Origin of the sequence: Azospirillum endophyticum, from assembly GCF_016595245.1 — a bacterium.
Lineage (GTDB): Bacteria > Pseudomonadota > Alphaproteobacteria > Azospirillales > Azospirillaceae > Azospirillum > Azospirillum endophyticum.
The window spans coordinates 20,499-36,028 of sequence record NZ_JAENHM010000089.1; the positions used below are offsets into that span (position 1 = coordinate 20,499).

General features: G+C 68.3%; 9 protein-coding genes and 2 pseudogenes. 10 read left to right on the forward strand and 1 reads right to left on the reverse strand.

Features of this window, described 5'->3' with window-relative positions; all coding sequences use genetic code 11:
- Positions 1-341: 341 nt before the first annotated feature.
- Complete coding sequence (locus JHL17_RS35330; protein WP_200199343.1) at positions 342-980, forward strand: TetR/AcrR family transcriptional regulator; 639 nt, start codon at positions 342-344, stop codon at positions 978-980.
- 27 nt (positions 981-1,007) lie between these two features.
- Here JHL17_RS35330 and JHL17_RS35335 read toward each other — a convergent pair.
- A pseudogene (locus JHL17_RS35335) lies at positions 1,008-1,297 on the reverse strand (integrase core domain-containing protein); the annotation flags it as partial.
- A gap of 64 nt (positions 1,298-1,361) precedes the next feature.
- On the opposite strand from JHL17_RS35335, the pseudogene JHL17_RS37495 reads away from it, so the two are divergent.
- From JHL17_RS37495 to JHL17_RS35380, 9 genes and pseudogenes are all read left to right on the forward strand, one after another.
- A pseudogene (locus tag JHL17_RS37495) lies at positions 1,362-1,998 on the forward strand (transposase); the annotation flags it as partial.
- A 399-nt stretch (positions 1,999-2,397) separates the two neighbouring features.
- Positions 2,398-3,006, forward strand: a complete 609-nt coding sequence (locus JHL17_RS35345; protein WP_200199345.1) for a helix-turn-helix domain-containing protein — start codon at positions 2,398-2,400, stop codon at positions 3,004-3,006.
- Between the two features lie 32 nt (positions 3,007-3,038).
- A complete protein-coding gene (locus JHL17_RS35350; protein ID WP_200199346.1) occupies positions 3,039-4,019 on the forward strand; it encodes an alpha/beta hydrolase in 981 nt (326 codons plus the stop codon).
- A gap of 105 nt (positions 4,020-4,124) precedes the next feature.
- Entirely contained in the window at positions 4,125-4,931 is an 807-nt protein-coding gene (locus JHL17_RS35355; protein WP_200199347.1) for an alpha/beta fold hydrolase, read from the forward strand.
- A gap of 268 nt (positions 4,932-5,199) precedes the next feature.
- Positions 5,200-6,156: a helix-turn-helix transcriptional regulator gene (locus JHL17_RS35360; protein WP_200199348.1), complete on the forward strand. Its 957-nt coding sequence runs from the start codon at positions 5,200-5,202 to the stop codon at positions 6,154-6,156.
- Positions 6,157-6,244: 88 nt separating this feature from the next.
- Complete coding sequence (locus tag JHL17_RS35365) at positions 6,245-11,305, forward strand: AAA family ATPase (protein ID WP_200199349.1); 5,061 nt, start codon at positions 6,245-6,247, stop codon at positions 11,303-11,305.
- On the forward strand, positions 11,302-12,849 hold the full coding sequence (locus JHL17_RS35370; protein WP_200199350.1) for a response regulator: 1,548 nt from the start codon (positions 11,302-11,304) through the stop codon (positions 12,847-12,849). The genes JHL17_RS35365 and JHL17_RS35370 overlap by 4 nt, the downstream gene beginning before the upstream one ends.
- Positions 12,846-13,496: a response regulator transcription factor gene (locus JHL17_RS35375; RefSeq protein WP_200199351.1), complete on the forward strand. Its 651-nt coding sequence runs from the start codon at positions 12,846-12,848 to the stop codon at positions 13,494-13,496. The genes JHL17_RS35370 and JHL17_RS35375 overlap by 4 nt, the downstream gene beginning before the upstream one ends.
- A 411-nt stretch (positions 13,497-13,907) precedes the next feature.
- Positions 13,908-15,521: a methyl-accepting chemotaxis protein gene (locus JHL17_RS35380; RefSeq protein WP_247894049.1), complete on the forward strand. Its 1,614-nt coding sequence runs from the start codon at positions 13,908-13,910 to the stop codon at positions 15,519-15,521.
- The last annotated feature ends 9 nt before the right edge of the window (positions 15,522-15,530 follow it).

Genomic DNA, 15,530 nt, shown 5'->3' on the forward strand with positions numbered 1-15,530 from the left:
TCGGTCGGGGGCACGAACGGAACGGCGCTACGCCTGTTTCCCTCTGGAGAGATCATTCCCATCAGCGGGGGCTCCAGCATGAACGGAACATCATTCTTCATTGCCAATCTGCCCAGTGAAAACCCCATATTCGCCAATGAGCTGAAGAGATCAGTCTTTCATGGCAGGGGCATTGTGAAAATTTTTTCATTAAATTTTAAGAGGCTTGCGATTGACATGACCTTGAATGCCTAATAGGAACGCGCCGTGCACTCCAGAGCCTTGAAAAACACCCACTTTGATTGGTTGATCTTGTCGAAACACAGACTTTGAAAAATGGTTTGATCCCAGGGCACCCGAGCATGGTAACAACGACCCAGCGACGCAGCAGGCCGCGCGGCGAATCCAGACGCTGCGAGATTCTGGATGCCGCGCTCCAGGTGTTTCTGGAAAGCGGCTACAACGGCGCGACCATCGACCTCGTCGTCGCCAAGGCGAACGCATCGAAGGCCACGATCTACAATCACTTCGGCGGCAAGGACGGCTTGTTCAGCACCATCGTGAAGGAGCGGACCGAGCATATCCTGTCGTGTATCTTTGTCCAGGACATCAGCGACATGGATGTCCCCACCGCCCTCTCGCAAATCGCCCGGCAGCTGTTGACCGCGACAATGACGCCGGATGCGCTCGGCATCTATCGCCTGATCCTGTCGGAAGGCGTGCGTTTCCCCGAACTCGCCCAAACCTTCTACCGGATCGGGCCGGAGCAGATCACCGCGCATCTCGCCCGCATCCTCGTGGGTTGGCGCGAGCGTGGCCTGATTGTCGTTGACGATCCGGAATGCACGGCGAGTCAGTTCCTGACGATCGTTCTTGGTGAAATGCATCTGCGGGCGGTCGCCGGCCTACTGCCGGCCGATCTGGAGGCGGCCATTGACCGCAACGTCTGCAACGCTGTCGAACTATTTTGGAGGGGCATTCGGCGGGAGGACCGTTTGTGATCTTGCCCCGGATCGATGGACACGGGTTTACGCAGATCTTAGCTCGGCTTGTTCGGGGGTGATGTATCCGATCGCCGAATGGGCGCGTTGGCGATTGTAGTGTGTCTCGATGTAGGCGAAGACCTCCCGGCGCGCTNGTGTGTCTCGATGTAGGCGAAGACCTCCCGGCGCGCTTGGTCGCGGGTTTCGGACCGAGTACGGTGGACCAACTCGACCTTGAGTGTGTGGAAGAAGCTCTCGATGGGAGCATCGTCGTGGCAGCAGCGCTTGCGCGACATGGACTGCCGCATCCCGGCCGCCCGCAACAGATCCCGGTAATCCAGGGAGGCCTACTGGGCGGATTCAAGTGGTCGTCGCAACAGCCTGACACAGGAGGTTGCGATGAAGAAGCGGAAGCGGCGCTCGGATCGATCTGGACGAGTTTCTCAGCGGTCACCTGGTCGGCCCCCCCTCGGCACAGCGTGAGGATCGCCGGCGGTTCTGGGCGGCGATTGCGATGGGACAATCGAGAGAGAATGCGGCATCCCTGGTTGGCGTGTCGCCCGCGGTGGTGGGACGTTGGTTCCGAGAGGCGGGGGGTATGCCACCAGCGAAGTTTGCATCGTCGGCGAAGCCGCCGTCGAAGCGGTATTTGCAATTTGCGGATCGGGAGGAGATCGCGCTGCTGCGGGCCCAGGGGCTTGGCGTGCGGGAGATCGCTCGGCAACTGGGACAAGCCGCCTCGATTATTTCCCGGGAGCTGCGGCGCAATGCCGCCACCCGATCGGGCGGGCTGGAGTATCGGGCGACGACCGCGCAACGGCATGCCGATCGTTCAGCTCGCCGGCCCAAGCCGGCCAAGCTGGTGATCAATCCAACTCTACGCGACTATGTGCAAGAGCGTCTGGCCGGCATGGTGGTTGCTCCGGGCGGCATGGCGATCCCCGGGCCGGCCGTGACCTGGAAAGCGCGTCGTCACGGCCGCCGGTACCAGGGCAATCCTTACACCGTCCAGATCGCCCTGACCGTTCCCGGCGACGAACTGGTCGTGCACAGCGACAAGCCCGGAAGCCATGGCCATGAGAGTGCCGATGCGGCAACCCGCGACGCCTTCGACGCCGCGCGCCGCGCGCTGGAGCGTTTCGCCGAACGGCATCGCCATGAGATGAAGACCCACGCTTCCGACGCCGTCCCGCCGTAAACGGTCCGGCCACCGGCCATTCCAGTCCGATCCATCCAGCGCCACGCCCGTCCGCCCGTTTCGGACGGGCGTGGCGATTCGCCTTTTCCCTCCGACCCCATGGCATAAAACAATATAGAAATGTACAATAATTTGAACATCGCGCGCAAATAACAAAATGATTTGATTTTACCTACTTGATAAGTAGGAATAAGTGGTGTTCAATCCTGCCGATCCCCGTCGCAGGAGACCGGAGTCATGACGATCGACACCCCCCTATCCATGGGCCAATCCGCTGACCCGCCGTCTCTCGACCAGCTGGTCGGGGTGATCGGCGACAATCTGCGCGGCTTCCGCCGGCGGCAGGGGCTGTCGGTCGACGGGCTTGCGCAACTGTCCGGTAGCGATCCGCAACTCCTGGCAGCGATCGAAGAGGGGCGGCACCGTCCCGACATCGGCACGCTGTGGACGGTCGCCAAGGCGCTGGACCTGTCCTTTTCCAGCCTGCTCAGCACCGGCGGCGACGCCGGCACCACGGTGATCCGGCGGGCCGAGCAGCGCAGCCTGACCTCCCGCGACGGCCTCTTCACCTCGCGGGCGCTGTTCCCGCTGAAGGGCGAGCGGCAGGTGGAGTTCTACGAGCTGCGTCTGGCCCCCGGCGCCGACGAAGCGTCCGACGGCCATTCCGCCGGTACGGTGGAGAACATCCTGGTCGGGCGCGGCCGGGTCGACATCGCCACCGCCGACGGCGAGCACCGGCTAGAGGAGGGCGATTCGATCCTGTTCGAGGCCGACGTCCCCCACCGCTACCGCAACGCCGGCGAGGACGAGGCGGTGCTGTATCTCGTCATGTCCTACATCCTCTGACTCGAAATTCTCTGGCCTTGGGGAGAGCGTCGATGCCGGATACCGTCCTGCCTGTTCAGCGCGATCTGCTCGATCCGGACGTCGTCGCGCTGGGCGCGCTGGCCGCCCGCACCGGTCTGGTCCCCGCCGACCCGTTGCGCCAGCCTCTGGCCGAAGCGCGCGACGCGGCGGAGCGCTACCACGCCTTCCTCAATGGCCCGGCATTGCCCGCCGACATCCGGGAGGTCGCGGCGGACGGTCCCGCCGGCCCCTTGCGCCTGCGCCTGATCCAGCCACCGGGGATGTTGGAGGAGGGCCGGCCCCTGCCGGTACTGATCTATTTCCATGGCGGCGGCTTCGCCGTCAATTCCATCGACACCCATGACCGGCTGCTGCGCCTGCTGGCCCGGCACAGCGGCGCGGCGGTCTGCGCCGTCGCCTACAGCCTCGCGCCGGAGCGGCGTTTCCCCCATCAGCGGGGCGAGGCGCTGGCCGCCCTGCGCTGGGTGGTGCGCCACGGCGCCGATCATGGGCTCGATCCGGAACGGATCGCTGTCGGCGGCGATTCGGCGGGGGCCAACTTGGCGCTCGGCCTCGCGCTGGACGCACGGGAGGAGCCGGGGCCGCCGCTGTCCTTCGGCTTGCTGCTCTACGGCATGTTCGCCCACGACTTCGACGGCGAATCGCACCGGCTGTTCGGCGACGGACGCTTCGGGCTGACCACCGAGCGGATGCGCTGGTACTGGCGGCAGTATCTCGGCCATGGCGGGGTCACCCGCGACCCGGCGGCGGCTCCGCTGCAGGCCGACCTGCGCGGGCTGCCGCCGCTGCATGTGGCGGCGGCCGGCCTGGACTGCCTGCGCGACGACAGCCTGCGCCTCGCCCAACGGCTGGAGCAGGCGCGGATCCCGCATCGGCTGGTGCTGCATGATGCGCTTCCCCATTCCTTCGCCAGCATGACCCGCCATGTCCGCAAGGCGGAAGAGGCGGTGCTCCTGGCCGCCGATGCGGTCCGCCGGCACCTGCGGCATTGAGCCGCCTGGCTGGGCGGGCCGGCGCCTGACCCTTGCCGATCCCGCTTGCCCCCGCAGCGCACACTATGGTTGCATCGACCGGCGTGGTTGGTTGGGGTGCAAGAGATGATCGAAAGCGGTTCCTCGGTTCTGGAGCGCCATAATGTCAGCGTGATCGGATCGAGGGCGGAGACGCTGGTCCTCATCCCCGGCTTCGGCACCGAACAATCGGCCTGGCGCCATGTCGTGGAGGCGTTCCGCGACCGCTACCGCATCGTGCTGTTCGATCTGGCGGGCGTCGGGCCTGGAAGCCAGGCGCATTTCGACCATGTCCGCTACGGCTCCCTGGACGCCTATGCCCGCGACGTGGTCGCCGTCCTCGAAACGCTGCGGGTCGACCGTGGCCTCTGCGTCGGCCATTCGGTGGCGGGGATGGTGGCGGCACTCGCCTCCGTCAAGGCTCCGCACCTGTTCGGCAAGCTGATCATGCTGGGAGCCTCGGCCTGCTATCGCAATGTCGGGGACTATCGCGGCGGGTTCGAGAGCGCCGACATCGACGGCCTGATCGACAGTGCGACCCGGGACTACATGCAGTGGACGGCGCGTTTCGGGCAGATGGTCGTCTCCCGCCCGGCCGAGGATCCCACGGTGCGGGAATTCGTTTCCACCTTGCGGGCGATGCGTCCGGACATGGCGCTTTCGCTGCTGCTGACCATCTTGCGCAGCGACGTCCGAAACCGCCTGGGCGAAGTCACGGTGCCCGCCGTCATCCTGCAGGCGCGGCAGGATGCGGCGGTGGCCCGGGAGGCGGCCGAGTATCTGCACGACCGGCTGGCGGGCAGCGTCCTGGAAATCCTCGACGCATCGGGGCATCTGCCCCACATGTCGGCCCCGGACACGGTGATCGCGGCACTCGGCCGCCATCTCTCCTGACTCCGCTAATTTAGTGTTATCTTTGCGGGAATCCTGTTTCGGGCGGCGAAAACCTAAACCAAGGTATAGGGTGGTTCCACTTAAACACTGGCAGGTCCAATCAGCGTCTAGTGGTTTGCGGCATATCGTCGCGTTTACCCTGTGGGGACAAGTCGGGCGGACGTTCCTTTTCCGTAGGGCCTTCTCCGGGAGGCCGTCTCCATGGGGCCCGGCGGGCCCTCCGGAGAATCGGAGGCGGAAGGTCGTACCCAACCCCACGGAGACGCCCATGGCCTCGGCCCATCAATCCAATCTGCCGCTGCGCTACGTTCCGACGCCGGAAGAGCCGGAGGTGCTGGTCCTCGGGTCCGGAAGCGGCATGGTGGGAATATCGCGCATCCGCTGTGTGAACGGCGGCGTCGGCCATTTCAGTCCGGCACCGGAAGACGCGTTCCTGGTCAGCCATCACCTGTCCAACTTCCATTCCGACGTGTGGGTCGACGGCAAGCTGGTGCAAAAGCCTGCCAACATCGCCGGTCTGACGTCGATCCACGACTACCGCCGCAAGATCGACTGCCACATGCACACGGCCTTCGACACCCTGACCTTCCATCTGCCCTGGGCCGCGCTGGAAAGCGCCTGCCCGGACTCCCAGGGCGGGAGGCTTGAGGATCTGTCCGTCGCCTCCAGCAGCCCGATGAACGACCCGACGGTCCGGGCGCTGGCGTCGACCATCCTGCCGACGTTGGATTATCCGGAGCGGATCAGCCTTCTGTACCTGGACCATGTCTGTTCGGCGCTGGCGACGCACATCGTGACCGCCTACGGCCGGGTGCGGGAGGCCAAGGCCGGCGGGACGCTGGCGCCCTGGCAGGAAAGGCGGGTGAAGGAGATGATCGCCGCCAACCTCGACGGCGAAATCCGGCTGGCCGATCTCGCCGCCGAATGCCGCCTGTCGGTGGGGCATTTCGTCCGCGCCTTCCGCCGCACCGCCAACACCACGCCCTACCAGTGGCTGCTGCAGCGGCGGATCGACCATGCCAAGACCCTGATGCGCGACGGATCGCAGACGCTGGCCGACGTGGCGCTCGCCTGCGGCTTCGCCGATCAGAGCCACTTCACCCGCACCTTCAGCCGTCTGGTCGGTTCCTCGCCGCACAGCTGGCGGCGCTGCAACGCGGCGGCCGATGCCGTCCTGCCGCCGGGCCGGGCACCCTCCGCACCCGCCGGGATTCCCTACGCCTGACGGCCCGGGCGGCATGCCGCGGCAAATTCCCCGTCTGCGGTGAAATGCCGCTATCCTGCCGATGCCGCATCGGGGGAAAGGTCGTTTCATGGAGTCTTGCCTGGACCATCTGACGGAGACCGGTTCAGGGACCCATGTCCTGGGCGGCGACGGGGAAACCAGGCTGCTGCGGGTGACCCGGCCGGGACAGGCCTTTCCGATCCTGGCAAGGATGGCGGACCGGGACGGGCCGGCCGACGCGGTGTTCGACCGCCTGCGGCGGGAGCATGGGCTGTCCCGCCGGCTCGATCCGGCTTGGGCGGTCAAGCCGCTCGACCTGCTGCGCCATGGCGCAACGCCGGTGCTGACCCTGGCCGATCCGGGCGGGCAGCCGCTGTCGATGCTGGAGCTTCCGGCCCCATCCGTTTCGGACGCGTCCCTGCGCCAGCGCCTCGTCCTTGCCGCCCGCATCGCCGGAGCGGTGGCGCAGCTGCATCGCCGCCGGCTTCTGCATGGCGATCTGCGGCCCTTCAACCTGCTGGTCGCGGAGGACGGGACGGTGCGCCTGACCGGCTTCGGCCGGGCGTCCGACCTGTCCGAATCGCAACGGCAGGAGGTCGAACGTCCGGCGGCGCTGCTGCCCTACATGGCGCCGGAGCAGACGGGACGGATGAACCGGCCGGTCGACCGCCGCAGCGACCTCTATGCCTTGGGCGTCACGCTCTACGAGCTGTTCACCGGGGAGCTGCCCTTCGCCGCCCGCGACCCCATCGAATGGGTGCACAGCCATCTCGCCCGCGCGCCGGCCCCGCCGACGCTTCACGCCCCCGACCTGCCGCCGGCCATCGCCGACATCCTGCTGCGGCTTCTCGCCAAGTCCGCCGAGGACCGTTACCAGACCGCCGACGGCCTTCTCCGCGACCTGACCCAGGCGCTCCAGCTCTGGGAGACGCAGGGTCGCATTCCCTCCTTCCCGGTCGGGCGGCGCGACCTGCCGGAAGGATTGGACCCGCCGCCGTTCCTCTATGGGCGGGACGAGCCGGTCGCAATCCTCCAATCGGCCTTCGAGCAGGTCGCCGGCCGCGGACGGATGGGTATCGTCCTGATTTCCGGCCGGTCGGGCGTCGGCAAGTCGGCCGTCGTCCAGGCGCTGGAGGAGCAGCTGGTGCCGCCGCGCGGCCTGTTCGCCGCCGGCAAGTTCGACCAGGGCAAGCGCGATCTGCCCTATGCCAGCCTTGCCGAGGCTTTCCGCGGGCTGGTCGCACGCATCCTGGCCCTGCCGGTCCCGCACCGCGACCAGTGGCGCCGCGAGGTGGCGGAGGCGGTGGGCGACGGCGGCGCGCTGATGACCGCCCTGATCCCCAACCTCGGCCTGCTGATCGGCGAACAGCCGGTGGTCGCCCCGCTGCCGCCGCAGGAAGCGCAGAACCGCTTCGACCTGCTGTTCCGCCGGGTCCTCCAGCTCTTCGCCCGTCCCGACCATCCGCTGGTCCTCTTCCTCGACGATCTGCAATGGCTGGACCGGGCGACGCTGGACCTGCTCGACCGGCTGGTCGCCGACGGCGGCATCGGCCATCTGCTGCTGGTCGGCGCCTACCGCGGCGACGAGGTCGGGGCGGATCATCCGCTGACGGTCCTGATGCGGCGGATCGGGAATTCCGCGTCCGAGCCGGCCGGGGCCGGGATGGAGGCCAGGGAAATCGACTGCCGCGAGATCGCGCTGGGACCGCTGACGTCCGACGAGCTGCGCCGGATGGTCGCCGACAGCCTGGACCGCAAGCCGGACGAGGTGGCGACGCTGGCGGCGTTGCTGGAGGAGCGCACCGGTGGCAACGCCTTCTTCGCCGTGCAGCTGCTGACCGCGCTGGAGCGGTCCGGCAGCCTGTGGTTCGACCGCGGGGCGGGGCGCTGGGACTGGAATCTTGCAACGGCGGCGACGGCGCGGTCGGGCGCCGGCATCGCCACGCTGATGACCGAGAGGCTGGGCCGTTTTCCGGCACGGGCGCGTGACCTGCTGGCCCGCCTCGCCGCGCTGGGCGCCAGCGCGCCCCTCTCCACCCTGGCGCTGGCCGCCGGCCTGACGGAGGCGGAGACGGAGCGGGAACTGGGACCGGTGCTGGCCGAAGGGCTGCTCCTGCGCACCGACGTGGGCCACCGCTTTCTTCACGATCGCGTGCAGGAGGGCGCTTATGCGCTGGTGCCGGCGGAAGGGCGAGGGGCGCTCCACCTCGGCATCGCCCGCGCCCTGCAGCGCGGCTTCGCCGCCGACCTGTCGGGTGAGCGGCTGTTCGCGCTGGTCGGCCAGTATGACCGGTGCCTGTCGCTGGTCCAGGACGGGCGCGAACGGGAGGAGGTGGCGACGCTCCACCTCGCCGCCGGCCATCGGGCCAAGGCCGCCAGCGCCCACGGGGCGGCGCTCGCCTATGCGCAGGCCGGCCTGCGCCTGCTGGAAGGCAGCCAATGGGAGCGGCGGCACCGGCTGACCTTCGCGCTGGAGCATCTCCAAGCGGAGTGCGAGTTCCTCAGCGGCGACCTGCCGCGGGCGGAGCTGCGTCTCGTCGCGCTGGTGGGACGGGCCGGCTGTCCGGTCGACCGGGCCGCCATCACGGCGCTGCTGGTCACCGTCTATACGGCCATCGACCGCAGCGACCGCGCCATCGAGGCCTGTCTCGCCTATCTGCGCGGCGCCGGGATCGACTGGCCGGCCCATCCGCCGGCGGCACTGGCGCAGGAGGAATATGCGCGGCTGCGCGCGGCCATCGGCGACCGGCCGGTCGCCTCGCTGGCGGCGCTGTCCGCCGTCGGCGATCCCGACAGCCGGGCGACGCTGGACGTGCTGGCCGCGGCCTTGCCGCCGGCCTTCTTCAGCGACCGCAACCTGGTGTGCCTGATCCTCTGCCGGATGGCCAATCTGACGCTCCGGCATGGGCGCAGCGACGCCTCGGCGCTGGGCTTCGCCTATCTCGGGATGATGGCCGGCCCCTGTTTCGGCGATTATGCCGCCGGCTACGAGTTCGGCCGCCTCGGCTACGATCTGGCGGAGCGGCAGGGGCGGACCCGCTACCGGGCGCGGGTGCTGATGACCTTCGCCTATCATGTCGTGCCCTGGACCCGCGACATCCGCAGCGAGCGGCCTTTGCTTCTGCGCGCCTTCGAAGAGGCGCGGGAGGCCGGGGACGTCACCTATGGCGGCTTCACCAGCGTCACGCTGGTCACCAGCATGCTGGCGGCCGGCGACCCGCTGGCGACGGTGCAGCGCACGGCGGAGGCGCGGCTGGCCTATGTGCGGCAGGTGAAGTTCGGGCTGTGCGCCGATATCCTGACCACGCAGATACAATTTCTGCGCGCCTTGCGCGGCCGGACGGATGCGCTCGCCTCCTTCGACGGGCAGGGCTTCGACAATGCCGCGTTCGAGGCGCGGCTGCTGGCCAATCCCAGCCTGGACATCGCCACCTGCTGGCACTGGATCCGCACGCTCCAGCTCCGCTGCATCGCCGGCGAGATGGCCGCGGCGGTCGAGGCGGCCGAGCAGGCGGAAGGGCTCCTGTGGACGACGTCCGGCCATTGGGAGATGGCGGAGTTCCATTTCCACGCCGCCCTGGCGCGGGCAGGGGCGATGGATGGGGCAAAGCCGGAGGAGTGCGCCCGCCATGCGGCGGCCCTGGTCCGGCATATCGACCAGTTGCGCGAATGGGCGGGCCACAGTCCCGACAGCTTCGACGCGCGTTTCGCCCTGGCCGAGGCGGAGGCGGCGCGCACGCAGGGGCGGACCGAGGATGCGATGCGCGGCTACGACCGCGCGGTGCTGGCGGCCCGCCGCACCGCCCTGCCGCATGTGGAGGCACTGGCCCATGAATGCGCCGCCGGCCTCTACCGCCGGATGGGCATCGCGACGCTGGAACTGGCCTGTATCCGCAACGCCGCGGAACGCTACGCCGGCTGGGGCGCCGCGGCCAAGCTGCGGCAACTCGCCCGGCGCTATCCTTTCCTTGCCCTGGAGGCGGCCGATCCGGCCGCCCCGGACGCACCGCGCGGTTTCGACGGCGTGGATCTGGCGTCGCTTCTGGAGACGCTGCGCACCGTTTCCGACCAGGCCGGGGTGGAACAGCTGACCACCACGCTGCTGACCCTGGTGCTGGAGCATGCCGGCGCCAGCCGCGGCCTGCTGATCCTTGCCCGCGGCGAGCGTCTGCGGGTGGAGGCGGAGGCGACCACCGGGCTCTATGGCGTGTCGGTCCGGCTGGTCCAGGAGGATGCCGAGCGGTTCCCGCTGCCCCACGCCATCATCCATGGCGCCATCCGCGACCAGGAGGCGGTGATCGTCGACGATGCCCGCGCCGACGGCCCGCTGTCGGCCGATCCCTATTTCCGCGGAACGGAGGCGCGGTCGATCCTGTGCCTGCCGCTGGTCCGCCGCCGCCGCGTCGTTGGGCTGCTGCATCTGGAGAACGCGCTGGCGACCTACGCCTTCACCCCGCAGCGGGTCGATGTGCTGACCTTGCTCGGCGCCCAGGCCGCGGCGTCGCTGGAGACCGCGACGCTGGAGGAGAAGGACGCGCTGCTCAGGGAAATCCACCACCGCGTGAAGAACAACCTGCAGCTCGTCACCAGCCTTCTCAACCTGCAGTCCCGCCGCATCAAGGACGAGGCGGTGGCCGCCCTGTTCGCCGACAGCCGCGACCGCGTGCGCTCGATGGCGCTGGTGCATGAGAGCCTCTATCGCCTCGGGAACTTCGCCCGGGTGCCGATGCGGGAGCATCTGGAAGCGGTCTGCGCCCACCTGCTGCGCGCCTATTCCCGGCAGGCCGGAGCGGTGCGGCTGGAAACCGAGCTGGCCGACCTGAAGCTGGACATCAACCGTGCCGTACCCTGCGGGCTGATCGTCAACGAACTGGTGTCCAATGCGCTGAAGCATGCCTATCCCGGCGGGCGGGGCGGGCTGCTTCGCGTCGTCCTCACGGTGGACGGGCAGGAGTGCCGGCTATCCGTTCGCGACGACGGCGTGGGCTTGCCGGGCGGTTCCGTTCCCGATAACATGGACTCGGTAGGCCTCCAGCTTGTTTCGGACTTGACCAATCAATTGCACGGTTCTCTACAATACAGCTACAACAGAGGTGCGGAATTCATCGTTACCTTTCCTTTGAAAGGGAACAATCGGGGACATCAATGATCGCGGCACGGATCCTGATCGTTGAAGATGACCGCATCGTTGCGCGCGATATCCAGCATCAACTTTCCCGTATGGGTCACGTGGTCGTCGGAATGTCGGCCAGCGGCGAGGAGGCCGTGCGGCTTGCCTGCAGCCAGCAGCCCGACCTCGTCCTGATGGACATCCGCCTGGAAGGGGAGATGGACGGGATCGAGGCGGCGCGGCGGATCCGCGATGCCCGCCGCATTCCCATCGTCTTCCTGACCGCCTACGCCAATGACGAGATCGTGCATCGCGCCAGCCTGACGGAGCCCTTCGGCTATCTGCTGAAGCCCTTCGAAGAGCCGCAGATGCGCACCGTGATCCAGATGGCGCTGTACAAGCATGCCAGCGACACCAGGCTGCGCATCAGCGAGCGGCGCTATGCCGCCACGCTCGCCAGCATCCGCGACGGCGTCATCCTGTGCAACCGCGATGGCCGCGTCGATTTCATGAACAGGGCGGCGGAGACGATGACCGGCTGGACCGCGGCGGAAGCGGCCGGGCGGCCACTGTCCTCCGTCTTCGTCGCGGTGGACGAGGAAACGCAGGAGCCGCTGGAAGACTTCTCGGCGCTCGTCCTGCGCAGCGGTGATTTCGCCCCGCCGGAACGGCAGTCCCGGCTGCTGCCCCGCGGTGGGGGCGCGTCTCCCGGCCTTTCCGCCGGAATCGTGGTGGAGGAGCGATGCTCCGCCATCATCGACGACCGTGGGGAGCCGGTGGGCTCGATCCTGGTGTTCCGTGACCTGACCCAGCGCCGCCAGATCGCCGAAGCGCTGCGGACGGCCCAGGCCGACCTCGCCCATATCGGCCGGCTGACCATGATGGGGGAACTGGCCGCCGCAGTCGCGCATGAGGTGAACCAGCCGCTGATGGCGATCGTCACCAATGCCGGCACCTGTCTGCAGCATCTGTCGCAGCCGCAACCCGACCTCGACAAGACCCGCATGGTGGTGAGGCGGATCGTCCGCGACGCCCAGCGGGCCGGCGACGTCGTCCGCAGCATCCGCGCGCTGGCGCGCCGGACCCCGGTCGATCCCGGCTGGGTCGACATGAGCGCGCTGATCGCCGATACGCTGGAGCTGGTGCGGGCCGAGCTGCGCCGTGCCCGCATCATGGTGGAAACCGACCTGCAGGCCGGGCCGCCCTGGGTCCATGGCGACCGGGTGCAGTTGCAGCAGCTCGTCCTGAACCTGGTGATCAACGCCATCGAGGCGATGGCCTCCGCCCCTGCGGCCGGCCCGGGCACCGAACCGGCCGAGCGGCGGCTGCGCATCGTCACCGCCAGCGAGGACGGATGGTTCACCGTCCGGGTCGAGGACAGCGGGCCGGGCCTTCCCGAAACCGATGTCGAGGCCATCTTCCGCGCCTTGTACACCACCAAGCCCGACGGGTTGGGGATGGGGCTGTCGATCAGCCGGTCGATCGTCGAACTGCATGGCGGCCGGCTGACCGCGACGCCCGGCACGCCGGGCGGGAGCGTGTTCGAATTCGTGCTGCCCGTATCGCCCGGAGTGCAGAGATGATGAGGAAGGCCGAAGCCGCGCCGGCAGGGGAAACCGTCATCATCATCGACGATGACGAGGCCGTCCGCGAAGCGCTGGAGGGGCTGCTCGATTCCGTCGGACTCCAGGTGAAGAGCTATGGGTCGGTGCAGCAGTATATCGACCACAGCCCGGTCGTCGATGTCGGCTGCATGGTGCTGGACGTGCGGCTGCCGGGGCGCAGCGGCCTGGATTTCCAGGCGGAACTCGCCCGTGCCGGCAACAGCCTTCCCGTGATCTTCATCAGCGGACACGCCGACGTGCCGATGTCGGTCCGCGCCATGAAGGCGGGAGCCTTCGAATTCCTGACCAAGCCGGTGCATCACCAGGAATTGCTCGACGCCATCCACGCCGCCATCGCCGCCCATGGCGAGCGCCGGAACCAGGAGCGCGGCCTGACCACCCAGCGCGCCCGTTTCGACACGCTGACCGCGCGGGAGCGCGAGATCACGCTGATGGTGGTGTCCGGCCTGCGCAACAAGCAGATCGCCGACGACCTCTGCCTCAGCGAGGCGACGGTGAAGCTGCACCGCGGCCAGGCCATGCGCAAGATGGCGGCCCGCTCCGTCGTGGAACTGGTGCGGATGGTCGACAGCCTGATGGTGCCGGCGAGCGCCCGGACCCAGTGACGATGGCCCGGCCGGGGTCCGGTCGGGAGCGCTTATGGCCTTTTTCCTATTTGGCCGCCATGAACGGCTGGAAAGCTGCCGGATGATGGAATCGTCCAAGAACCCGGCGGTCGCCGGCAATGATCTTGGCCGGCGATGCAGGCCGTTGAACGAAGCTTTCGACGCGATTGTCGCCTCTCGATCAATCCGTATGACTGAACCAAATACCCGAGGCGGAATCCGGAATTGCTTATAACAATTCCTTAACATTTCTCCCGTTTTTCCCTTGCCGAGATGGTTGCCCAAAAGGGCAGGCGCTTCAGAACAAGAACAAAGCGCTCAAGGCAGGATCGAAATCGGGGGTCTGGTATGAGGATCGGGGCTTTGTCCCTTGCGGGGAAGACTGTGGCTCTTTGCGGAGGCGGGCTGATATTGCTTGCCTTTTCCACATTCGGCGTCAACGAATTTCTGCTGACCCGCTATGCCGACCGGGTGGCGATGGAGCGGCAGGAAACCAACATGCGCGTCGCCTGGGACGTGCTGAACCAGTATGGACGGGCGTTCGATGCGCATGACGGGGCGCTCTATGCCGGAGACCGTGCCCTGAACGGCTTCTTCGAACCGGTGGACCGGGTCAAGCGTCTGGTCGGCGGCACGGCGACGCTGTTCATGGGCGACCGGCGGGTCGCCACCAACGTGCTGGCGGCCGACGGCAGCCGCGCGGTCGGCACGACGCTGGCGAAGGGGCCGGTCTACGACGCGGTGCTGGGCCGCGGCATGCCCTATCGCGGGCAGGCGGAGATCCTCGGCACGCCCTTCTACACCGCCTACGACCCGATCAAGGCGCCCGACGGCCGCGTGGTCGGCATCCTGTATGTCGGCATCCCCAAGGCGGAATTCTTCGCGACGATCCGCGACACCCAGGCGATGATCGCCGCCATCGGCGGGGCCGTGACCCTGCTGGTCGCGGTCGGCTGCCTGCTGCTGGCGCGGCGGATGTTCCGGCCGCTGTCCGGCATCCGCGGCGCGATGGAGGAGCTGGCGCGCGGCACCCTGTCGGTCGCCATTCCGGCGCTGGACCGCAAGGATGAGATCGGCGGCATGGCGAAGGCGCTCGCCGTCTTCAAGGACAATGCGCTGGAGGTCGCCAAGCTGCACGAGGCCCAGGCGGAGGAGCGCGCCCGGTCGGTGCGGGAACGCCGCGCGGCGATGGAGGAGGTGGCGCAGTCCTTCGAAGGCTCGCTGCTGGGCGTCGTCGGGGTGTTGAGTGCCACGACCACCCAGCTGCAGGCCAACGCCCTGCGCCTGCACGACATCGCCGAGTCCGGCAGCCGGCGTGCCGACATGGTCAGCAGCGCGGCCGGCGAGGCGAGCGACGACGTCCGCACCGTCGCCGGCGCCGCGGAGGAGCTGAGTGGGTCCATCGGCGAGGTCGGCCGGCAGGTCGAGGAGTCCGCCCGCATGGTCCGCGCCGCGGTGGAGGAGGTGACCCGCACCAACCGGACGATGGACGGGCTGGCCGCCGCCTCCGGCCGGATCGGCGAGGTGGTGACCCTGATCCAGGACGTCGCCGCCCAGACCAACCTCCTGGCCTTGAACGCGACCATCGAGGCGGCGCGGGCGGGGGAGGCCGGCAAGGGCTTCGCCGTCGTCGCCGGCGAGGTGAAGACGCTGGCCAACCAGACCGCGCGCGCCACCGAGGACATCGCCCGGCAGGTGGCGGAGATCCAGGCGGTGACCGGCCATGCCGTCGAGGCGATCGAGGGGATCGGCCGCAAGGTCCTGTCGGTCAGCGAGTTGGTCGGCCGCATCGCCGTCTCGGCCGACCACCAGGGCGCCACGACCGCCGACATCGCCCGTTCGGTCCAGAGCGCCGCCGACCGCACGACCGAGGTCACCCACAACATCGAGGAGGTCTCGCAGTCCGCGCACGAGACCGGAACGATGGCGTCGGAGGTCCGTGCCGCAGCCGCCGACCTCGGCCGTCAGGCGCTGTCCCTGCGCGACCAGGCGGAAGCGTTCCTCCGCCATGTGCGGGCGGCCTGAGGCGGCGCC